Origin of the sequence: Thalassotalea sp. SU-HH00458 (genome assembly GCF_040362795.1) — a bacterium.
GTDB classification, from domain to species: domain Bacteria; phylum Pseudomonadota; class Gammaproteobacteria; order Enterobacterales; family Alteromonadaceae; genus Thalassotalea_H; species Thalassotalea_H castellviae.
On the sequence record NZ_BAABWW010000010.1, the window covers coordinates 143,446 to 163,331 of the forward strand.

Genomic DNA, 19,886 nt, shown 5'->3' on the forward strand with positions numbered 1-19,886 from the left:
TTGTCATTTATTGGCAACCACACTTTCTTTTACAATAATGGGCTATCCCATGTTCAGAAAAGTCAAACTCACAGCATCTTTTCAACTTTTCTTTGAGTTGACTTTTCCCGCGACCAATTCTTGATTTTGTTGCCGACAACGTCAGTTGAGTTTTGTGATTCAGTTAACATAAACATTCCTCTTTATTATTTAATCTCATCTATAAAGACGGTTCAATAATAAAAAGGATGCATTTATTTTAGTTTATATAGAGATTTGCTAAAAATGACGCTACTTTTTACTGTTAATGATTTGCTCTACCAACTCAAGTCCGGATTGATTACACGCCGGCAATTCTATCTGAGAGGAACCAATAGGCGTTATTCGCTGACCAAATTTAATGATATGTGCACTCCAGGTTAATCCACCACCAAAAGCGGGTAAAAGAATATGGCTATTGGCTTTAACTCTTTTTTCTTCAATGGCTTCGACAAAAGCAACCAAAGCGGTGGCAGCAGACATATTGCCATATCGATGGATATTAATAAAAACATCACTTTTATCTAATGATAGTTTTTTGGCAAGCGAATCAATGATCCGCAAGTTAGCTTGATGAGGAACGACTAAATCAATGTCTTGTGAAGTAAAATTTAATTTCTTTAACGTCTTTTCACAACCTTGAGCCATGCCAGCAACCGCTTTCTTAAAAATTTCTTGGCCTAGAAAAGCCCAGGTTGCATCGCCCAGTACTCTTTCTTTATTGGCATATTTCATCCCCCAACCTTCAACGGCTAAAATATCACGCGATTCGCCAAAGCAACCTAACGACTCTGCTAATACTCCTTCTTCCTCATCACTTGCCTCAAGGTATAAGGCAGCCGCTCCATCACCAAATAACACAGCAACATCTCTATTACTCCAATCCATGATAGGCGAAATAGCTTCAGCGCCAATCACTAGCGCCGATTTAACCACGCCACTTTTAATCATAGCGGTTGCCGTCGTTAAACTATACATACCACTTGTACAAGCTGTATTTACGTCCATGCAAGCAGCATTTTTTGCGCCTAATAAACGCTGTACATTAGACGCAGCATTAGGACATAACTCATCAAATGTAGTACTTCCAAAAACAATCAATTCAACATCTCCAGCTTCTTTACCTGCAGCCGCTAACGCTTTTTCGCATGCAACATAGGCAAGTTCACTCACTTGAACGTGGGAAATTCTCCGCTCTTTCATGCCTGTTCGAGAGGTGATCCACTCATCATTCGTTTCTAGAAATGTCGCTAAATCGTCATTTGATAAAACAGCTGGAGGTAAACATTTCCCCCAACCTTTAATTGCTGCATATGTCATAGATTACCTATTTAATTTTTTATCGCTGAACATTTATATCAGCTTACTGTTCGTACCAGTTATATTATCGCCAGCATAAAGCCTGTGAAACGTAATGTCTAGATTGAACAACCTTAGGCTTTTAATAAATTTTGACTATATTTAAAGTAGTTTAAACTTTATGTTAAGGAATTTACCATGTCAGATCATCACACTTATAAAAAAGTTGAAATGGTTGGCTCTTCAAAAAACAGTATTGAAGAAGCCATTGAAAACGCATTAGCAGAATGTCATAAAACCATTAAAAACATGGACTGGTTTGAAGTCACTGAAACACGTGGTCATATAGTAGAAGGCTCGGTAGGTCATTATCAAGTAACACTTAAAATAGGTTTTAGAATAGAAAACAGTTAGTTAACAATAAAAATACGTCTTAACTTTGTGTTATATCAAGTATAATCTTGATATAACAGATTAGTATTGTGTTCATTAATACTTTTGAACTCTTTTGGAACTTGAACATTTATGTCACTCACAAATAAAGCGGGAACTCCTGTTCAATGGGGCGATTTTTTAAAGTCAGGCAATCGGGTGTTTATTGGTTCAAATGCTGCGGTTCCCAATTTATTAATTCAAAACCTCATTGAACACAGTGCCAAGCTGCATGATATAGAAACCGTTCACATCCTAACGTTCTCCGATAATGTTTGGGCATTACCTGAACACAAAGATCTCTTTAAGGTCAATTCGTTATTTATTGGCGGTAAAAATGTTCGAGAGGCTGTTGCAGAAGGTCGCGCAGATTACACTCCTTGCTTTATTTCAGAAATACCCACGTTATTTAAGGAAAATATTTTACCGCTCGACGCGGCTTTAGTAATGGTGAGCCCACCTGATGAATATGGTTATTGTTCACTTGGTGTCAGTGTTGATGTTGTCGCCTCAGCGGTAAAGTCAGCCAAATATGTTATTGCCCAAGTAAACCCCAATATGCCCTGCACGAATGGTCATAGCTTTATTCATATCAATCAAATACATGCTTGGCTTGATGGCAAGGAACCTTTACCTGAAATACCAGAGCCTGATATAGACCAAGTCTCCGAGCGAATTGGCCAGTACGCGGCAATGTTGGTTGAAAATGGTTCAACGATTCAAATTGGCATAGGTAAAATTCCTGCTGCGGTTTTACGCTATTTGGCCAACCATAAAGATTTAGGTGTTCACAGTGAGATGATCTCAGATGGCATCATAGATCTCATGTTAAGTGGCGTAATAAACAATCGAAAGAAAACCTTTCACAAAGGGAAAACCGTTGTTACTTTTTGTATTGGTTCACAAAGGTTATATGATTTTGTACATAAAAATCAGCATGTTGAGTTTTACCCTTCAGAGCACATCAATTCACCGGTAAATATCGCTAAAAATGACAACATGGTTTCTATTAATAGTGCTATTGAAGTAGATTTAACCGGCCAAGTGGTATCCGATTCAATCGGCTATCATTTTTATAGCGGCATTGGAGGACAAGTAGATTTTGTGCGAGGAGCGTGGCTAAGCAAAGGAGGAAAACCTGTTATTGTACTGCCCTCTACAACTAAAGATGGTAAAATTTCACGTATTGTCCCTCATGTAACAGAAGGCGGCGGAGTCGTTACCTCAAGAGGACATGTAGCTTATGTGGTAACAGAATTTGGTATTGCAAATTTAATTGGTAAAAGTATTCGAGAACGCGCCTTAGAGCTGATCAGAATAGCTCATCCTAAATTTAGAGAGCAATTATTAAAAGACGTTCGTAAAAATTATTGGGTGCCAGAATACCAAGATAATACGCCCACTTCCGTTCCCGAATTAGGCGCCATTGAATTTAAAAAATACACCTTTGCCGGTGATAGATATATCTTAAGGCCTTTAGGCCCTGCTGACGAACGTAAACTTCAAGAGTTTTTTTATTCTCATACTAAAGAAACCTTAATGATGCGATATAATCACCACGCAACACAAATGACACGTGAAAAATCTTGTAATTTAGTCAGCGTAGACCAACATAAAGATCTTGCCTTATGTTTCACTCAACAAGAACATCTTGGCGAGGTAATACAAGCAGTCGGGCGATATTATTATATTGAATCAGCGAATGCCGCTGAGGTGGCGTTTGTGATCAGAGAATGTCAACGCGGTAAAGGCATGGCGACAACACTTTTACTTCAAATAATCAAAATAGCCAAAAAACGAGGCCTTGCCAAATTGCTTGCCTGTGTTAGACGAGATAATGCTCCAATGTTAAAAGTATTTGAAAATACAGGCTTTATTCGAGGTTATTCGGAAGACTTCGATGAAGTTGCATTAACTTTTGATTTACTCGAAACCAATAAAAATAAAGAAAATAATAACGAGCATTCACAATCATAAATGTTTTAAGGAATTTTAATGACGGTTGGACTACTGAGTCATCATCGCTGTAATGGTCATAATATGGGCGAATACCACCCAGAATCTCCCGCTCGGCTAGGGGCTATTCAAGATCAATTAATTCGCAGTGGTTTAGAATATGTCGTGAAACAAATTGATGCAACGCCACTCGATCGTCAATTATTATTGCTCGCTCACGATAAAGATTATATTGATCATATTTTTGAACATGTTCCTAAAGAAGGACTTTTCAGACTCGATGATGATACCGCGATGAGTTCAAAATCATTAGAGGCCGCGCTTTATTCCGCAGGAGCCGCTAAAGATGCCGTAGACTTAGTAATGTCTAATACTTTATCATCAGCATTTTGTATTACCCGCCCGCCTGGCCATCATGCTGAACGAGATAAAGCTATGGGGTTTTGCATATTTAATAATATCGCCATTGCATCGGAATATGCCAAGAAACATTATAAATTAAAGCGAGTTGCTATAGTCGACTTTGACGTTCATCACGGTAATGGCACTGAAAATATAATCAAAGATAAAAAAGGTACCTTGTTTTGTTCTTCATACCAATACCCTTTTTATCCTTTTGAAATGCAAGCAAGTGATACGCCACCAATTATTAACACGCCACTAGATGCCACAACCAAAGGGCCTGAATTTAGAGAAATAATTGCCGAAAAATGGTTACCCGCGCTTAGAAAGTTCAAACCTGAAATGATCTTCATCTCCGCAGGTTTTGATGCGCATATTGAAGATGAAATGTCGCAAGTGAGTTTGACTGAACAAGATTATCGTTGGGTCACCGATGAAGTAAAGCGAATAGCTGATCAATACAGTAAAGGTCGAATTGTTTCGGTATTAGAAGGAGGTTATTCCTTGGGGGCATTAGGTCGATGCGCCGTTGCGCATATCAATGGTTTAATTGGCAACTAAACCTAAAAAGTAGTCTGCTCAAACTAAAAATCTAAAAAATTAAAGGCTATTCAATCACTTGAATAGCCTTTAACTTTAACATTCCTTTTTACTTTACGTTAAACAGGCATAAACCCATCTGACTGTTTGACCTGATATTTTTCATTTAATTTCTTTTTCAACACACCTTTACGATGTTTCAGCGCAGCTTGTAATTTTTTAGAAGCAGCAGCTATTGCAGAATATAGTTCTTTGCCTGATGCTTTCACTGAAACTTTTTGTCCCTCATATAAAGTTGTGACTTCCAATTTTTGTTCATGAGGCTCAACGGTAATAACCGAATCGATTGTCATTAAATCGGGAAAATGTTTGGCTATTTTAGCAAATTTGCTTTCAATGGCTTGTTTAATTGCGTCGGTAATTTCAACATGGTGACCTGATATTGTTATTTTCATAATACAACCTTCTTAAAAGTTAAAAGTATATTGAGGAGATAATCAGTATGACTTAGCGCCTATTAAATATACTCGGGGCTTACAAAAATAAAACAATGGTAAAAACAAATTATTTTTAAAACGAATGTATATAAATATTTCAAGGTTATAGTGAAAGCTTATAAGTAAATGGGATCAATGCTGTCATGGCACATTATTAACCCGTATTAAATTGTTCTGAATTTATCGAGGAGAACTCTAGGTGTTTATGATTAATTCAAAAGCTTCACGACAAAGCTATAAATATTAAATTTACCTAGCTTCCTATATCAATTCACAGATACACTGTGGCAATAAAAACCATCAAAAAAATCGCTGAGTGATGTCAAAATTATCAAAAGTAAACCAGCAAGATGAACAATCACTTGCGTTAAAATATTTTCCTAGATTTTTACTTTATCTCATTATTTTACAAAGCATTGTTTATTGGGTTCATCGTGATCTATGGCTATCTCAAACCATACAACATGCGCTTTCCAATAGTGTCGCTTATCTATATCAATTAATTGCAGAGCCGATAATTGTTGACGGAAATTTGCTCAAACACACCAATTCAACAAGGTTTTTAATTGTCGATAACGAATGTACCGGTTTAATGCTTATCGCCAGCGTTAGTGCGGTAGTTTTGGCATTAAACCAGCCAATTTATAATAAAATCTGCATGTTGATTGTGGCTGTGCTGGTATTACATGTAGAGAATATATTACGCATTATCCATTTAATGTATGAAATTAAAGAAGAAAATAATGACTTTGATTTTTATCATCTGTATATTTGGCAAATTATTAACTTCGTTACCGCCCTACTTGTCATTGTAGGTGTTGAACGAATACTTGGAAGCAAAGCACCGTAAAATGAATCACATTATCGCAGTCATTTTTATTATCTTATGTTTGGCCTTCCCCTCACTAGTATCTGCAAGCGGTGGTGGCGGTGGCGGTGGAACGAGCAGCGGCTCTAGCGTGCCGGTACTTCATACTGTTTTGCAATTAATACTTGTGGCTTTTGTCGCTTTTCTTTATCGCCATAAAAAATAGGTTATCGCTTATATTATCCTCTGATAATTCATTAAATACTCACAACACTGATAAGCAATTTAATAGCCTTTTACTGGGGCTATTCACCGTTTTGCTCTTTTACCTCGCTTTCCCCAGCGGTGGTTATGCAATTTTAACTTGGTTTACTATGGTGCCAATTATTGTTGCGCTCAATAAAGTTACGTTACGTAATGCTTTTATGTTGGGATTATTGTCTGCTACTTTAGGCTGGCTATGCAGCATTTGGTGGGCAGTTTACGGCGTAGCTGCAATTACTTCATCTGCCCCGAATATTGTTTTACCTTTTGTTTTTATATTTTGTCTAATCTCAGCAATTCCTTATGCATGTGCTTGTTGGCTTCACGTACGCTTTAAGTTTGGGCAATCGTTGTCAGGAGCATTTTTTTCAGCAACATTTTTTACGGTAGTGGTAAATTACATTCCCCATATATTACCAGGCAACCTTGCACACGCTTTATACCTTCAGCCGTTATTCACTCAATTAGCTGATATCGGGGGGGTTGCGTTAGTCTTCTTCCTTATTCATTGTATCAACCTATTAATTGCCAATGGTATTACCTTAGTCAACACAGATAAAACAAAAGCGTTGCAATGCTTTATCGTGGCGTTAGTTTTGTTTTTCGCAAACATTGGTTATGGACACTATAAAAAAAATGAAGTGATTGGGGATTACCCAATTCAAGCAAACAGTACAACATCTACCAAAATGATATCGAAAGAAAAAAGTCTTCGAGTAGCAATTGTCCAACCTAATATCGATATAACCAATAGGACCCGGGATGATTGGTTAACGGTAAAAGCAGAGCTTGACCAACTACTTTTACAAATAGAAAATGAACAGAACATTGATTTAGTGGTTTTTCCTGAAATTCCTGTTCCTATTTCTTATCGTTATTACCCAGAAGATGAAGTATTTTTTAAGCCATTATTAAAAAACTCCTCGCTGTTACTAACAACAATTAAACCCCTTAATGAAACCTTAGATAATAACGCTGGGTATTTTAATACCATGGAACTTTTTGGCGATAATGCCGTAGAACAAACCTATGCTAAGCAGGTGCTCTTACCGTTTGGTGAGTATCTGCCTTTCGAGCAACAACTGCCTTGGCTAAGAGAGATATTTCCATTTGCACCAAATTATAAACCTGGTAATCAATCTGCGTTATTTGAAGTTAAAAACTCACAAAACATAAGTTTCAAGGCTGTTCCGTTGATCTGTTATGAAGCTGTTTTTACCGAGCAAGTTGCCAAAGGTATGGCTCAAGGGGGCGAGTTTTTGATCAATAGTTCAAATGATGCTTGGTTTTATCATACCTCAGGAAAACGAGTACATATGGCCCTTTCGCTTTTTCGAAGCATTGAATATCGAAAATATCTAATAAGAGTGACCAATACTGGGCTCACTGCTGTTTTAGATCCCTATGGTAATATTGTTGAAGGCTCTCAAATTAAAGAGAATACACATGGCTATTCTGTTGTTGATATACCAATATATGACACAGCAAGTTTTTACCAGCAACATCCCAATGCCGTTAAATATATATTGCTATTAGTGAGCCTTCTCAGTTTCATTTATTATGGCACAAAGCGCTCTACACTAAACGTTTAAAAAGAGTATTGTTCCATTTCAGCAATTTGCTTTTTCAAACGTCGTTGTTCTTTGATTGTTTCTATTTCACGCCATTTACGCTTATTTGTTTTACCTTTATTTTTGACTGCTTTTTCAGAAAACTCTTCGTCATTTATAAAATCAAATTCATCCCAATTAAACTTATTCATTTTCGAACTCCTCAATAATTTGTAGGAGAAAGATAAAATTAAAAGATGACAATTATTTTACGATTACATGAACAATCAATGACGATTAGCGAAACTAAGTCATTAAATAACATTTAATGAAGACATGATTGCCATACCTTCCACATTGCAAAACTCGAGAGCTTGGTCAATATCATCAAGGGTTAATGATAAATCTTCTAACAAATGTTGCCCTAAAAATGTTTTCTTTGAGTACATGCCAGGATGAGAGTTGATCAAGGCTAAACGTGTGGTAATAAAAAGCAGCGTCGATTTTTTATCAAGATCTTCGTTATAAGCATCTTTATATAAGGCAATAGGTTCAATAATACTTGTCGGTAACTGCCATAATGATAATAACTCAGCACTACATTGAGAAAACGTAAAACCAAAGGTATCAATTTGACGATCCCATGGCGTTTCTTCTCTGTCATAACCTTCACAATACTGCACTTTTTTGGGGCTGGTGTGAACAATGGCTAATTCACCAATATTATGTAAAAGCCCAGACAAGAACATCGAATCAGCGTTTTCAAGTTTAATTTTTTTGGCTAAAAATTTGGTCAATAATGCGCAATCAACACTAATTTCCCAAAACTTATCCATATCTAAAATCGTTGGATCTAATCCAGAAAAAGCCGCGGTAACGCCATAAGTATCAATTAATGTTTGAACTTCTTTGATCCCTAAGATCATCAGTGCTCGATCAATCGAGTCTATTTCTTTTGGAAAATTAAAAAGCGCGCTGTTGGCAATTTTAAGTAAACTTGATGCTAGAGCGGGTTCTAACGAGAGTAAAGCAGAAATGTCTGCAAGCGTCGTGCTTTCATCAGCTAACATGTCTTTAAGTTTAAGATAAATATCAGGTAATACACATAGTTGTTGCGCTTTAATGGCATACTCATGAGCAGTTAAAGACATAAAACTAATCCTCTCTCAACAGTGTTATTTTTATTAAAAATAACACCTCTATTCAAGAAAGGATAGCCCGTGATCAACATAGCGATAAAAATTTTCTACTTAAAATAACATTAAAAGAGTACGCATACATTTATTCGCTATTTGATTCGAGAAATGATCACCAGTTCTTCGGCGCAATTAATACTTTTTTACTATTTTCACGTACCATTAAAGCGCTTAAATACTTGACGATTAAAGGATATCTATCAATCAAATTAAAAGGCTCTGGTAATGTTGAAAGATAATGAAGTATCGGAGCAATTAAAGCATCTGCTATGGATAATTGCTCATTATTAAGTGTATCACTGTGCTCCAGTTCATTTTCAATGATCGACAGAGCATCCAGAGCTGGCTGTTGCATTGACTGAACAACATCAAGTCTCACTTTACCCTGCTCTCCTTTAGGAAAAGCAAACTCTAATAAATAATCTCTGACAAGGGCTTTATCTAAATAGATAGAAATAATGGCACTAAACGCATCTATTCGTGCCATTTGATGCGCCGAGAAACAGGTTGACACCTTAGGCATAAATGTCGCTTGAAGATAACGACAAATCGAAGCAGTTTCACAGAGAATTAACCCTTGATGTTTAATAATGGGAAATTTTCCATAAGGGTGTAATTTAAAGTGTTGCTCGCTTTTTAGCTCCACCAGCTCACCTGAAAACTGTAACCCTGTGCAATAATCAAGCTGATATTCTTCACATAACAACATAATGCTGCGAACAAAATTTGAAAAACTGGGGCCAAAAATTTCAATCTGCTTATTATCGTTTGATGGAGCCTGAGAGTGCTGGTTCATTTTCTATTCCTTTAACTTAATTAAGTGAAGTCTTATTGATGAATGTAGAGCAAAGATAAAACTTTTAACAATATGTTCAAGAACATATTTTAAATTTATGAGAGACTGTTTAAAAATCTGATTAAGGCACTATTATGGCGTGGCATAAACATCACAAAAAACAATCAAAAGATAAAATACTGACGAGTGCAGCCGATTTATTTACCCGTTATGGCTTTGAAAAAGTATCAATAAATCAAGTCATGGAGAATGCTAAATTAACACGTGGGGCGTTTTACGCTCACTTCGCTTCTAAAAGTGAGTTATATGCCCAAGCTATTACCAAAGCAGGAATATTAGCGAGTAATGATCATCTTAGCCATTGTGACGGTAGCTTAATGGGAATAACTAAACGTTATTTAAGTGGTGAGCATCGCAATGAAACAGTTAAGCATCTTTGTCCATTAGCATTTTTAGTGACTGATATTAATCAGCAGAATAAAACAGTTAAAGACACTTATACCAATATTTTTAAAGGCTTTGTTGACAATACCAACCAACAAATAAAATGTGATCAAAAAGCCTTACAAGTCGCGACATTGATGATTGGTGGCTTAGCATTATCAAAAGCAATAAATGATCCAGTATTGAGTGATAAATTACTTATTGCTTGTCAGGAAGGTATCGCAAACTTAATAAATGCTAATATAAGTTAGACTAATGATCAAAAACAAGATGGCTCATGAATATAACGTATTAGTCTTCATCTTCATCAAGGCTTTCACTTAAGTCTTCATCAGGAGCTGTAAACTGGCGATTAGCCATTTTCACTATCACTTCAACATAAAAAGAATTAGCGCCAGCTGCAACTGCTTCATCAATTGATTTATTAATAGCAGCTAAGTGCACAACATCCGCCGTAGGTTCAGTTAAACCAAATTTGCAATCAAAATCCCAATAATCAACACCTTCAGGTAAGGTTTTGTTTCGCTCTCTTTTAATATATTTTTTAATTTCACTTTTAATAGCATCAACTCTACGAGCCGGTTTAATTTTAGGGTGAGTCAGTTGAAACGTTTTTTTCATGAAAGTCCTATCTATAATTTTGGTAAAGAATCTACTGGTATGAGCCTAACGTGGCGTATGGGTATTTTACGCTGTATTTTATCGGATAGCGAACAAAGAACTCACATGCCGCAATTAATTAATAAATCAAGCCAGAGTTACGATTATGCTAAAGAGCTCAAGTTTTAACTATCAGCACAGCATACTTATACTAAAAACACGACGCTATGACTATTTAAGACACTAGAGCTTTGAGCAAAATATCTGTTATTGATAGCGATAGTCCGTAAATCCTTATTATTTATTTTATCAGTAAGCACTTAAAGTGCCCTTAAAAATAAACTTGTCGGCTCAATCCCTGTGTGAAAAGTACTTACTGTGCTTGAAATTTTTTGTAAATATACATGAGGAAAAACAAGAGTAATCCGGCTAAAAGCCCAATGATTCCTTCGATACTCATGGGTACGATCACAGTTGAGAACGTCAATTCAAAACGTTGAGTCCAAAGAACCATAGCTTCTACTTTATGATGTAGCCAAGTAAAACTGTGAACTAATATTCCTCCTCCAACTAAGAACATTGCAACAGTGCCAACAACAGATAAGGTTTTCATTAATACTGGTGCAAACATTAAAATTGTGCGCCCTAAACTACGTTGCAGTGCATTAAACTTACCAGAGACTGATTTTCTTAATAAATATAACCCCAAATCATCAAGTTTGACAATGGCAGCAACAAAGCCATAAACGCCGATAGTGAATGCAATAGCCAAACCAGAAACGACCATAATTTGTGTTTGAAAAGCCGCTTCTTTAACAGAGCCTAAGACAATCACAATGATCTCTGCCGACAAGATAAAGTCTGTTCTAATCGCGCCTTTAATTTTATTTTTTTCAAACACAACTAAATCGACACTTTCGTCAGCAATATTTTTTAGCTTCTCTTGGTGAGCTTCTTGCAATTTTTCTTTATTTAAAAGGAACTGATGGGTTATTTTTTCAGCGCCTTCATAACATAAAAACAACCCTCCCAAGACCATTAACACGGTAATTAAAGGGGGATATATCGCGCTAATTAATAATGCTGCTGGCACCAAGATAAACTTATTAAGAAATGAGCCTTTTGCAACCGCCCAAACAACCGGTAACTCCCTATCTGCTTTCACACCGGAGACTTGTTCAGCATTTAAAGCAAGATCATCACCTAATACACCGGCGGTCTTTTTCGCCGCAACTTTCGATAATATAGCAACATCATCTAAAACTGTCGCAATATCATCAATGAGTACTAATAAACTTGAGCCTGCCACACGATTCCTTATTTACAATAAGTAAAACTATAAAAATTCAAACTGCTAAGTACTTATAACACCTATTAGCCATTCTCCCAATTTCTTTGCACTATTTATTGCATTATCAAAAAACCAGTTGTACCATTACATCAAGAGGTACACCAAAGAAAAAATGTGATTATGGAAATAGTAATAAATATTGAAGATCCAACACCTTTGTTTACTCAGCTTGTTGAGCAAATAAAACAAGCAGTCAAAGATAAAAAAATCAAACCCGGTGACCCATTACCTTCAATTAGACAACTTGCCAATGATTTAGAAGTAAATAGTAAAACCGTTGCCAAAGCTTATCGATTGCTCGAAAGAGATTCTGTTATACAGGCGAAAGGTTATCGAGGCACTTTTATTCATGAAGATGCAGTTAAAAACAGTGATTTTGATATTAATCAATGGATCACAACTCAACTCGAAGAGTCAGTTGCTTTACTTAAAAAATCAGGAGCAACTGATTCCGAAATAAGAATAGCGTTCACTAATGTGATGAACAATAACAAATATTAAGGAACAATTATGAGCATGTCTATTATTCTACTTTTAGTAGTGATCAGCCAAGTTTGGCTGCTCTCGTATTTTTATCCAAAACAAGTAGTTAAACGTATTAACTATGTGTTAACTCATTGTCCTGAGCATGATTATCCCAAGCTCTATCCGGTACCTGCAAAACGAATCCATACTATTAAACTTGTTTATCAGACGATGAACTATTTATTTATGATGATTGGCGCAGGATTAATTTTTTATTTTACTTATATCGTTCCCGATTATAGAGCACACATCAATATTCTGGATGATTTACCGTTATTATTTGGTATTGCGCAATTTATACCCTTATTTATCTTAGAACTACTTGGCTACAAACATTTAAAGTTAATGCGACAGCAAAATACGCAAACAAATCGAACTGCTGAGTTGCAACCAAGACTTTTATTTAATTTTGTCTCGCCTTTTTATTTAGCGTTAGCAGTATTAACTTATTTAAGCTTTATCATTTATGAATTATTTCTATGTAATTTTATATTAAATGTTGATGCGGCAATTAAAATTGGTACAGTGACTCTCACCAATATCATGTTTATCGCAATTGGTATGGCTAATTTATACGGTAAAAAACGTGACCCATACCAGGAGAATACAGATAGAAATAAACAAACAAAATTTGTATTAGAGTCTTTTGTTTTTATCAGTATTTTTATGACAATATATTTAATGATGCATTCTTGGGTAAATATTTATGAATTAAATATTCTTGAAGTGTTAATAAATAGTCTTTATTTTCAAGTATTAGCCTTGTTCAGTATTGGCGCATTATTAGGACGCTTCAAGGTTAATGAATTGAATTTTAATGTTTATAAAGCAGACAAAATTGCGTAATCCATGCTTTAAGTAATAAAAAAGGATATTTCTTTTGAGAAATATCCTTCAATCAATTTCATAGTTAATAATTCTATAAAAATGTTATTTATCAGCACGGCCCATAAATTTACGTTCTTCGGTATTAATTTTAATTCTATCACCGGTAGATATATGTTCAGGAACTTGTACCGTTAAACCCGTTGATAAAATAGCAGGCTTGGTTCTAGCTGTTGCAGAGCCGCCTTTTATTGAAGGATCGGTTTCAACAATTTCAAGTTCAACACTTGCCGGCACATCAACACCAACAGGTGAACCATCAACAAGAATAACTGACAAACCTTCTGTCGCTTCAGTAATAAAAACCACTTCATCTTCAATCGAAGATTTATTCAAATTATATGGCGTATAGTCTTCATTATCCATAAAGACATATTCATCACCATCAATATAAGAGAACATTGCCGCACGACGACTTAAATCAGCAAAATTAAGCATGTCTGAGTCTTTAAAAGTTTCATCAACTTTTCCACCAGTGACCACATCGTACATTCTCATACGATATAAACTGCCACCTGCTCTTCCTTGTGGAACAGAACGTTCAATGTCTTTAACAATTAACACTTTACCATTGTGTTCAATCGCTGCATTTTTTTTAATATCACTCGCCTTAGGCATAAAGTTTTTCTCTATAAAATAAATTAAATGGAAAATACCACGTTTAGTTGTTTTATCAAGCGCTAATGCATTTCTCACATGCTTTAAATCAATAAAATGACATTATTACTATAAAAAACTAAACGGTTTCATGAGTCAAAATATAATCCAAACCACCGGTGATTACTGCCACTTGCGCTAAATTACATTGCTGACTCGAAACTTTAGGGCTGTCTGGATAGACTTCGGTTGTCGTAACAAATTTAGCATCAGATAACCCCATACATAATCCATATTCTCTTGCCGAATAATTTATCACGCCAGGTTGCGTAACGGGGCTGCCAATCAATTGATTATTTTCATCTGCAGCGGCAATATGGGTAACTTTTTTCACATTCTCAATTATCGCTTTTTGAAAATCTGCTTGTGGTTCAAGCGTATTTCCCACTAAATAAAAACCATCTGGAATATTCCAGTTATCATGCACAGTCGCATCACGAGCAGCAAGCGCAGGTCTAAACTCAGCATTATCAGAGTCGGTAGTTTCATGTAAATCAAAATGAGCAAATAACGAAACCTTTAACGATGATAAGTAAGAGATTAAAGCAGCAGACTCTTCTGCTGGACTGTTCTTATAGAAAGACCGATTTGGATCGATTGCATTAGGGTTCCAACGGTTGATTGTTTCATATCCCCATGGACTCAAACACGGCGCAACCAGAAAGTTAAAAGCTGACTCATATCTGTGTGCATGTTCTTTAGCAAAAAGCAAAGCGCCTTGTACGCCGCTTGTTTCATAACCATGCACTCCTCCTGTGACAAGCACGGTTTTTTTAGCGTGATCAAATGTTTTGCTTTTTAAAATAAACAAGGGGTAACGTTGTTCATCAATGGGCAAAGCACCATATTGTTCAATCTCAAAATCACTCTTTAAGGCATTAATTTTCGTGATCACTTCATCATAATATGAACGTTTCACTGATTGAAGAGCAAACCATTGCTGCTTCTCTTCATTTCCCCATGGTTTTCCTTGTTTACCAATAGGGTAAGCTTGCTGTTTATTCATTTATCGCCTTATGTATACGGATTTGATGCATTAATTTTCGAGAGTTTAGCGATTAAAAAGTGGATTATCAAACTGATCTATTTTAATTGGATTAAATACCACAACTAAATGGGAATGAAAATTTATCATGAAAAGAGAATAAAAGTGGAATAAGCGCACTGAAAAATATTAATACGCTTTTATCACGTTTAAGTATTAATGAGCGTACAGTTAATATTAAAGGTCGATATTGTTCTGTTCATCTTCATCCTCTTCCTCGTCATCGTCATCGTCGATAATATCAGGAGTAACGGTATCAACCACTTCAATAGCCCCTCCTACAACGACAGATGCAACACCAACCGTGGCCGTAACGACAGTACAACCTGTTTGTAAAATAAGTAGCAACGGGATAAAAATGAAAATTATCGTCAAACGTGCCATTGGGCTTTCTCAGTTAACATTGAAATTTAGTGACACAAAGAATATCCGAATTTCAATAAAATAACACCTAACATGAATAAGACAAAAACAACTTTCCGATTGTTGTTAGATCGGCTTCTAGCAAAAAAGGTAAATTCAATAGATAAATTAAATTCATCAATAACCTTCACACTTTCTATCATTGTGTGGTAAAAACACTGACTGAATCTTTTTTGTTAAATTAAAATTGGAATTGAATGGTGGCTACTTCAAAGGCAAAAAAACTCCCTCCCTTGCATTTGCTTTCGATATTTGAATCTTCTGCCCGCTTAGAAAGTTTTAAATTAGCGAGTGAAGAACTTTTTCTAACGCCTTCTGCCGTTAGCCACCAAATCAAATCATTAGAAGAATATATTGGTACCTCATTATTTATTCGAAAAAGCAGAGGTGTGAAATTAAACTCAGCCGGAAAATTATACTTAAACTATATTCAACAAGGCCTCGACCAAATTGAACAAGGTACAAAAGCAGTTAAACGAAAGTACTTATCTCCGAACCTAAAAATTTCAACCTTTGCCACTATGGCAACTAACGTCATTTTGCCCCAATTAGGATTATTTCAACAAGCACATCCAGAGATAGGAATTCGAATTGAAACGGGATTAGACCTCACTGACTTTCGTTATGAAGACTTTGATTTAGCGATTAGAATAGGTAACGGTGATTGGCCAAATGTCAGCATGAAAAAACTGCTTGATATTAAAGTTGCCGCTCTATGCTCTCAAGAATTTGCCGATAAACATCAATTAACATCGATAGAGCAAATAAAAAACATTCCTTTAATTGATTTAACTAGCATGGATAACATTTGGCAAACTTGGGCGGAGGCCGCAGGTCTTGAAAACATAAATGTCGAGCATAATTTAACCTTTAGCAGTTACGAATCATCCTTACATGCTGCCGAGCAAGGCTTGGGACTATGTTTGGCATTAATGCCTATTGAAAACTCGCTAGTAAATCGAAAAGTATTAATAGATCCTTTTAATAAAACCGTCCCTTTTGGTCGAGCTCTCTACGCAGTTTACCGTGATGAAGACAAAGACAGGCATGATATTCAATGCTTCTTAAATTGGTTGATTAAATCTCCAAATATGATTGAGTCAGATGGGTAATATTAAGCATTTATTAAGTGAATGAAATTCACCTTTAGTGTGAATATAATCCTTTTGAAACTAGTCTAATTTATCACTAACATACTTGCATCAATAAATTACTGAAGTGAAGTTAGAGGGAATTATGCTTTTATCAATGATTAAATATCTTTATCGCGTGTTATCAACGTTAATCGTTTTTATACCTATAACACTCAATGTTATGTACCCTTCGAGCATTATCAATTCATTGCTCTATATCCCAGTATTATCATTAAGCTTAGCACTACTTTTCATCTATTTTGAAAAGCAAATCACACAATATTACTGGTCGATAAAAAAGCAATCATTCACAAACATTGAGCGTTCAAACGAAAAAGCATTGAGCGAAAAATTTTTCTTATGTGAAATTTGCAAAGTCAATAACTTACTTAAATAACGGTGCTGGCCATAACTCTAATACAGCATCAGAACTTAGTGTTATTACACCATTTTGTTCATTTACAGCAAAGTCTAATACGGTACTGCCAAAATTATAAGCTTTAATTTCTCCTTGGCTTATTTCGTTACCTGACATGACATCCCATAAAGAAATTTGATATTTTGATGAAGAGCTTAATAATTTTTTCGCTCCAGAGATGAAAATCGCTTCTCTAAAGTATCGGTTGCGTTCGAAATAGCTCAACGATGAAATTTCTTGACCTTTATTTAAAGAAAAAAATGTTTGATTATTGAGAGCATCTGACACAAATAACCGCTGTGATAAGTCATCAAACGCTAAACTGGTGATGCGAAAAGGTTGCTCATTACTCCAAATCACTTTCCCAGAAGCTAGATCCCACTTTATGGCTTGACCATCGAGTGAAGCAGATACTAATTTTTGTTCATTGTCACTAAAGATCAAATGATTAACGGGCCCATCGTGTAAAGCGAACTGAGATCTCAGACCATTAGTTATATCTACAACAACGACACTGCCTTCCGTTAAACCAATAATAACCTTATTACCGATTGAGTTAATTAAAATTTGACTAATTTCAGCGTCACGATCAAAGCCATTAACTTCCCAGGTAAGCGGTTTATGTTTTGAGTTAACAGAAAGTAGTGTTACTGAGTGTTTACCTGCAACAGCAAGCCACTGCTGATTATTCGATAACACCACATAATATTGCTGTTGTGGAAACAGAGAACTCGGCCACTGTTTAATAAGCGTATAACTTGAGTTTTGCCAAAGTGATAGATTATTTTTAATATCTAGTATAACTGAATATTGACCATCATTTGACAAATCACCATCAATTAAAGCCGCCTGCGTAAGTTGGTGATGTTCATTAGCAAGTAACAAATTAGGTTTTTCACACCCTAAAAGTAATACGCTTAATAGCAGTGTGAGTACAAAGAGTAACGTTTGATATATTTTCATTTTGTTTAGTACATTACCCATGATTGGTAAAACCTGTTATGACGTCGTTTCTATGAGCATAACTAATTAATCTTAGTTTTCTAACTTTTATTTTACTTCATTTTCTGATCTTAATAGCTTAGCAGTATATAATTAAATCATTCACTTAATAATATAATCAATAAATTTATGACCAGCGAAAACGAACAGTTAAATAACCCATTACATGGATTAAAACTTGATACCTTATTAAATGAATTAGTAAGTTACTATGGTTTTGAAATACTGGCGGAATATACCAATATAAATTGCTTCAAAAATCGAGCAACTATAGCTTCGAGTCTCAAGTTTTTACGTAAAACAGAATGGGCGCGGGAGAAAATAGAGCGTTTTTATCTTTACAATTATAAGAATTTACCTAAAGCTGATGATACGCAATACGAAATTCCACCACGTCAACGTATCATTCCTGCGCATCAAAAACCGCGTGAGCCTAAACAATTAATTTTAGGACAAGCTCCTTCACCAAAACCGAAAAAAGTTAATGACAATCGTTCATTTAACAATAAAGAGCAGGTAAAAAAACAAACGAATTATTCAAAAACACACCAGAAAGTCACAATTTCAAATACAGACAAGCCGGTTGATCCTTGGAGCAACTCGCCAAAATGATCATTACCGATGACACAAATACTATCGCGCTTTTCCCTGAGGTTATATTTATAACCCTTGAACTTAACTACCGAGATTAAATGAAAGTACCTAAACGATTACAACCTCTAATTGATGATGGCCTAATTGATGAAGTGCTCAGTCAATTAATGAGTGGCAAAGAAGCAACCGTTTATACCGTAAAATGTGGCAATAAAGTACGATGCGCAAAAGTATATAAGGAAGCGAATAAACGCAGTTTTAAAAAGGCAGCGCAATACCAGGAAGGACGTAAAAGTAGAAATAGCCGTCGAGCAAGAGCGATGGAAAAAGGCTCAAAATACGGAAAAAGCCAACAAGAGGAAGCTTGGCAAAATGCTGAGGTTGATGCCTTGTACCTTTTAGCAGCTGCCGGTGTACGTGTACCAGAGCCATATGGATGTTTTGATGGTGTATTACTGATGGAGTTAATAACAGATGATGAAGGTAATGTAGCCTCTCGTTTAAATGATGTTGTTATGGACGCAGAGCAAGCACGAGAAGATCATGAAATAGTCATGATTTATATTATGCGCATGCTCTGTGCTGGCGTTATACATGGCGATCTATCGGAATTTAACGTATTAGTAGATGAATATGGTCCGGTGATTATTGACTTACCACAGGCAGTAGATGCTGCGGCAAATAACAATGCCCGTAAAATGCTAAAACGTGATGTTGATAATATGACGACTTATTATGGTCAATTTGCTCCTGACTTACTTTCAAGTCGTTATGCAGAGGAAATGTGGTTTCTTTATGAAAATAGCGAACTAACACCTGACACTGAGCTCACAGGTAGGTTTAAAGACAACAATAAAGCGGCTGATGTAGATAATGTCATAGAAGAAATTAAAGCAGCCTATGAAGAGGAACAAGCTAGGCTAGAAAGAATACGTGAGTCTCAAGAAACAGAATAGTTCCAGTCTTTTATACTTATAAATTAAACTTAAATATTTTTCATATCGTTTAATCGCACGCACGTTAATAAAATTTAAACAATTATATTAAATCT

23 protein-coding genes are annotated in these 19,886 nt (G+C 35.7%); 12 read left to right on the forward strand and 11 right to left on the reverse strand.

From position 1 onward, the window contains the following. Positions 1-270 precede the first annotated feature (270 nt). Entirely contained in the window at positions 271-1,338 is a 1,068-nt protein-coding gene (locus tag ABXH06_RS15275; protein WP_311583804.1) for a ketoacyl-ACP synthase III, read from the reverse strand. Positions 1,339-1,515: 177 nt separating this feature from the next. Here ABXH06_RS15275 and ABXH06_RS15280 point away from each other — a divergent pair, with 177 nt between their 5' ends. The 3 genes from ABXH06_RS15280 (at position 1,516) to ABXH06_RS15290 (ending at position 4,668) form a co-directional block, all read left to right on the forward strand. Continuing rightward, positions 1,516-1,731 (forward strand): dodecin, encoded by a 216-nt coding sequence (locus ABXH06_RS15280; protein WP_311583805.1) that lies wholly within the window; start codon positions 1,516-1,518, stop codon positions 1,729-1,731. Between the two features lie 111 nt (positions 1,732-1,842). Next, a complete protein-coding gene (locus ABXH06_RS15285) occupies positions 1,843-3,726 on the forward strand; it encodes a GNAT family N-acetyltransferase (RefSeq protein ID WP_353518765.1) in 1,884 nt (627 codons plus the stop codon). Positions 3,727-3,744: 18 nt separating this feature from the next. Beyond that, the gene (locus tag ABXH06_RS15290; protein WP_311583809.1) at positions 3,745-4,668 is read left to right on the forward strand and encodes a histone deacetylase family protein; all 924 of its coding nucleotides are present in this window, start codon (positions 3,745-3,747) and stop codon (positions 4,666-4,668) included. A gap of 98 nt (positions 4,669-4,766) precedes the next feature. On the opposite strand, the gene hpf is transcribed toward ABXH06_RS15290, so the two are convergent. Continuing rightward, positions 4,767-5,102, reverse strand: a complete 336-nt coding sequence (hpf, locus tag ABXH06_RS15295; RefSeq protein WP_311583811.1) for a ribosome hibernation-promoting factor, HPF/YfiA family — start codon at positions 5,100-5,102, stop codon at positions 4,767-4,769. A 361-nt stretch (positions 5,103-5,463) separates the two neighbouring features. Here hpf and ABXH06_RS15300 point away from each other — a divergent pair, with 361 nt between their 5' ends. Continuing rightward, positions 5,464-5,994, forward strand: a complete 531-nt coding sequence (locus ABXH06_RS15300; RefSeq protein WP_311583813.1) for an archaeosortase/exosortase family protein — start codon at positions 5,464-5,466, stop codon at positions 5,992-5,994. A gap of 275 nt (positions 5,995-6,269) precedes the next feature. Further along, complete coding sequence (gene lnt, locus ABXH06_RS15305) at positions 6,270-7,808, forward strand: apolipoprotein N-acyltransferase (RefSeq protein WP_311583815.1); 1,539 nt, start codon at positions 6,270-6,272, stop codon at positions 7,806-7,808. Here the strand turns inward: lnt and ABXH06_RS15310 are convergent. From ABXH06_RS15310 to ABXH06_RS15320, 3 genes are all read right to left on the reverse strand, one after another. Beyond that, entirely contained in the window at positions 7,805-7,978 is a 174-nt protein-coding gene (locus ABXH06_RS15310) for a DUF3545 family protein (protein ID WP_311583817.1), read from the reverse strand. The two genes, lnt and ABXH06_RS15310, sit on opposite strands and share 4 nt — an antisense overlap. Positions 7,979-8,080: 102 nt before the next feature. Next, entirely contained in the window at positions 8,081-8,917 is an 837-nt protein-coding gene (locus ABXH06_RS15315) for an HDOD domain-containing protein (RefSeq protein WP_311583819.1), read from the reverse strand. Between the two features lie 157 nt (positions 8,918-9,074). Beyond that, positions 9,075-9,758 carry a glutathione S-transferase family protein gene (locus ABXH06_RS15320; RefSeq protein ID WP_353518766.1) on the reverse strand — a complete coding sequence of 228 codons (684 nt, stop codon included), beginning with the start codon at positions 9,756-9,758 and terminating at the stop codon, positions 9,075-9,077. Positions 9,759-9,892: 134 nt separating this feature from the next. Here ABXH06_RS15320 and ABXH06_RS15325 point away from each other — a divergent pair, with 134 nt between their 5' ends. Continuing rightward, positions 9,893-10,453: a TetR/AcrR family transcriptional regulator gene (locus ABXH06_RS15325; RefSeq protein ID WP_353518767.1), complete on the forward strand. Its 561-nt coding sequence runs from the start codon at positions 9,893-9,895 to the stop codon at positions 10,451-10,453. A 40-nt stretch (positions 10,454-10,493) separates the two neighbouring features. Here the strand turns inward: ABXH06_RS15325 and ABXH06_RS15330 are convergent, their stop codons facing one another. Continuing rightward, complete coding sequence (locus ABXH06_RS15330; RefSeq protein ID WP_353518768.1) at positions 10,494-10,823, reverse strand: DUF6172 family protein; 330 nt, start codon at positions 10,821-10,823, stop codon at positions 10,494-10,496. Positions 10,824-11,175: 352 nt separating this feature from the next. Further along, a complete protein-coding gene (locus tag ABXH06_RS15335) occupies positions 11,176-12,111 on the reverse strand; it encodes a DUF808 domain-containing protein (protein ID WP_353518769.1) in 936 nt (311 codons plus the stop codon). 162 nt (positions 12,112-12,273) lie between these two features. Here ABXH06_RS15335 and ABXH06_RS15340 point away from each other — a divergent pair, with 162 nt between their 5' ends. Together ABXH06_RS15340 and ABXH06_RS15345 are read left to right on the forward strand one after the other, a co-directional pair. Further along, complete coding sequence (locus tag ABXH06_RS15340) at positions 12,274-12,654, forward strand: GntR family transcriptional regulator (protein WP_311583829.1); 381 nt, start codon at positions 12,274-12,276, stop codon at positions 12,652-12,654. A 9-nt stretch (positions 12,655-12,663) separates the two neighbouring features. Next, positions 12,664-13,524: a hypothetical protein gene (locus ABXH06_RS15345; protein ID WP_353518770.1), complete on the forward strand. Its 861-nt coding sequence runs from the start codon at positions 12,664-12,666 to the stop codon at positions 13,522-13,524. Between the two features lie 84 nt (positions 13,525-13,608). On the opposite strand, the gene efpL is transcribed toward ABXH06_RS15345, so the two are convergent. From efpL to ABXH06_RS15360, 3 genes are all read right to left on the reverse strand, one after another. Beyond that, a complete protein-coding gene (gene efpL, locus ABXH06_RS15350; protein WP_311583851.1) occupies positions 13,609-14,181 on the reverse strand; it encodes an elongation factor P-like protein EfpL in 573 nt (190 codons plus the stop codon). 118 nt (positions 14,182-14,299) lie between these two features. Then, positions 14,300-15,226 carry a M14 family metallopeptidase gene (locus ABXH06_RS15355; protein WP_353518771.1) on the reverse strand — a complete coding sequence of 309 codons (927 nt, stop codon included), beginning with the start codon at positions 15,224-15,226 and terminating at the stop codon, positions 14,300-14,302. Between the two features lie 216 nt (positions 15,227-15,442). Beyond that, positions 15,443-15,649: a hypothetical protein gene (locus ABXH06_RS15360; RefSeq protein ID WP_353518772.1), complete on the reverse strand. Its 207-nt coding sequence runs from the start codon at positions 15,647-15,649 to the stop codon at positions 15,443-15,445. Positions 15,650-15,885: 236 nt separating this feature from the next. Here ABXH06_RS15360 and ABXH06_RS15365 point away from each other — a divergent pair, with 236 nt between their 5' ends. Next, on the forward strand, positions 15,886-16,800 hold the full coding sequence (locus tag ABXH06_RS15365; RefSeq protein WP_311583837.1) for a LysR substrate-binding domain-containing protein: 915 nt from the start codon (positions 15,886-15,888) through the stop codon (positions 16,798-16,800). A 136-nt stretch (positions 16,801-16,936) separates the two neighbouring features. Next, complete coding sequence (locus ABXH06_RS15370; RefSeq protein ID WP_353518773.1) at positions 16,937-17,218, forward strand: hypothetical protein; 282 nt, start codon at positions 16,937-16,939, stop codon at positions 17,216-17,218. On the opposite strand, the gene ABXH06_RS15375 is transcribed toward ABXH06_RS15370, so the two are convergent. Continuing rightward, positions 17,207-18,202: a WD40 repeat domain-containing protein gene (locus ABXH06_RS15375; RefSeq protein ID WP_353518774.1), complete on the reverse strand. Its 996-nt coding sequence runs from the start codon at positions 18,200-18,202 to the stop codon at positions 17,207-17,209. The genes ABXH06_RS15370 and ABXH06_RS15375 overlap by 12 nt on opposite strands. 168 nt (positions 18,203-18,370) lie before the next feature. On the opposite strand from ABXH06_RS15375, the gene ABXH06_RS15380 reads away from it, so the two are divergent. Both ABXH06_RS15380 and ABXH06_RS15385 read left to right on the forward strand, forming a co-directional pair. Then, positions 18,371-18,853: a VF530 family protein gene (locus ABXH06_RS15380; RefSeq protein ID WP_311583841.1), complete on the forward strand. Its 483-nt coding sequence runs from the start codon at positions 18,371-18,373 to the stop codon at positions 18,851-18,853. A gap of 80 nt (positions 18,854-18,933) precedes the next feature. Further along, complete coding sequence (locus ABXH06_RS15385; protein ID WP_311583843.1) at positions 18,934-19,791, forward strand: PA4780 family RIO1-like protein kinase; 858 nt, start codon at positions 18,934-18,936, stop codon at positions 19,789-19,791. The last annotated feature ends 95 nt before the right edge of the window (positions 19,792-19,886 follow it).

Excerpts from the sequence above, each read along its gene's own strand:
- ABXH06_RS15275 (WP_311583804.1), bottom strand. The coding sequence starts at position 1,338 with ATGACATATGCAGCAATTAAAGGTTGGGGGAAATGTTTACCTCCAGCT.
- ABXH06_RS15280 (WP_311583805.1), top strand. The coding sequence starts at position 1,516 with ATGTCAGATCATCACACTTATAAAAAAGTTGAAATGGTTGGCTCTTCA.
- ABXH06_RS15285 (WP_353518765.1), top strand. The coding sequence starts at position 1,843 with ATGTCACTCACAAATAAAGCGGGAACTCCTGTTCAATGGGGCGATTTT.
- ABXH06_RS15290 (WP_311583809.1), top strand. The coding sequence starts at position 3,745 with ATGACGGTTGGACTACTGAGTCATCATCGCTGTAATGGTCATAATATG.
- hpf (WP_311583811.1), bottom strand. The coding sequence starts at position 5,102 with ATGAAAATAACAATATCAGGTCACCATGTTGAAATTACCGACGCAATT.
- ABXH06_RS15300 (WP_311583813.1), top strand. The coding sequence starts at position 5,464 with ATGTCAAAATTATCAAAAGTAAACCAGCAAGATGAACAATCACTTGCG.
- ABXH06_RS15310 (WP_311583817.1), bottom strand. The coding sequence starts at position 7,978 with ATGAATAAGTTTAATTGGGATGAATTTGATTTTATAAATGACGAAGAG.
- ABXH06_RS15315 (WP_311583819.1), bottom strand. The coding sequence starts at position 8,917 with ATGTCTTTAACTGCTCATGAGTATGCCATTAAAGCGCAACAACTATGT.
- ABXH06_RS15320 (WP_353518766.1), bottom strand. The coding sequence starts at position 9,758 with ATGAACCAGCACTCTCAGGCTCCATCAAACGATAATAAGCAGATTGAA.
- ABXH06_RS15325 (WP_353518767.1), top strand. The coding sequence starts at position 9,893 with ATGGCGTGGCATAAACATCACAAAAAACAATCAAAAGATAAAATACTG.
- ABXH06_RS15330 (WP_353518768.1), bottom strand. The coding sequence starts at position 10,823 with ATGAAAAAAACGTTTCAACTGACTCACCCTAAAATTAAACCGGCTCGT.
- ABXH06_RS15340 (WP_311583829.1), top strand. The coding sequence starts at position 12,274 with ATGGAAATAGTAATAAATATTGAAGATCCAACACCTTTGTTTACTCAG.
- ABXH06_RS15345 (WP_353518770.1), top strand. The coding sequence starts at position 12,664 with ATGAGCATGTCTATTATTCTACTTTTAGTAGTGATCAGCCAAGTTTGG.
- efpL (WP_311583851.1), bottom strand. The coding sequence starts at position 14,181 with ATGCCTAAGGCGAGTGATATTAAAAAAAATGCAGCGATTGAACACAAT.
- ABXH06_RS15355 (WP_353518771.1), bottom strand. The coding sequence starts at position 15,226 with ATGAATAAACAGCAAGCTTACCCTATTGGTAAACAAGGAAAACCATGG.
- ABXH06_RS15360 (WP_353518772.1), bottom strand. The coding sequence starts at position 15,649 with ATGGCACGTTTGACGATAATTTTCATTTTTATCCCGTTGCTACTTATT.
- ABXH06_RS15365 (WP_311583837.1), top strand. The coding sequence starts at position 15,886 with ATGGTGGCTACTTCAAAGGCAAAAAAACTCCCTCCCTTGCATTTGCTT.
- ABXH06_RS15370 (WP_353518773.1), top strand. The coding sequence starts at position 16,937 with ATGATTAAATATCTTTATCGCGTGTTATCAACGTTAATCGTTTTTATA.
- ABXH06_RS15375 (WP_353518774.1), bottom strand. The coding sequence starts at position 18,202 with ATGAAAATATATCAAACGTTACTCTTTGTACTCACACTGCTATTAAGC.
- ABXH06_RS15380 (WP_311583841.1), top strand. The coding sequence starts at position 18,371 with ATGACCAGCGAAAACGAACAGTTAAATAACCCATTACATGGATTAAAA.
- ABXH06_RS15385 (WP_311583843.1), top strand. The coding sequence starts at position 18,934 with ATGAAAGTACCTAAACGATTACAACCTCTAATTGATGATGGCCTAATT.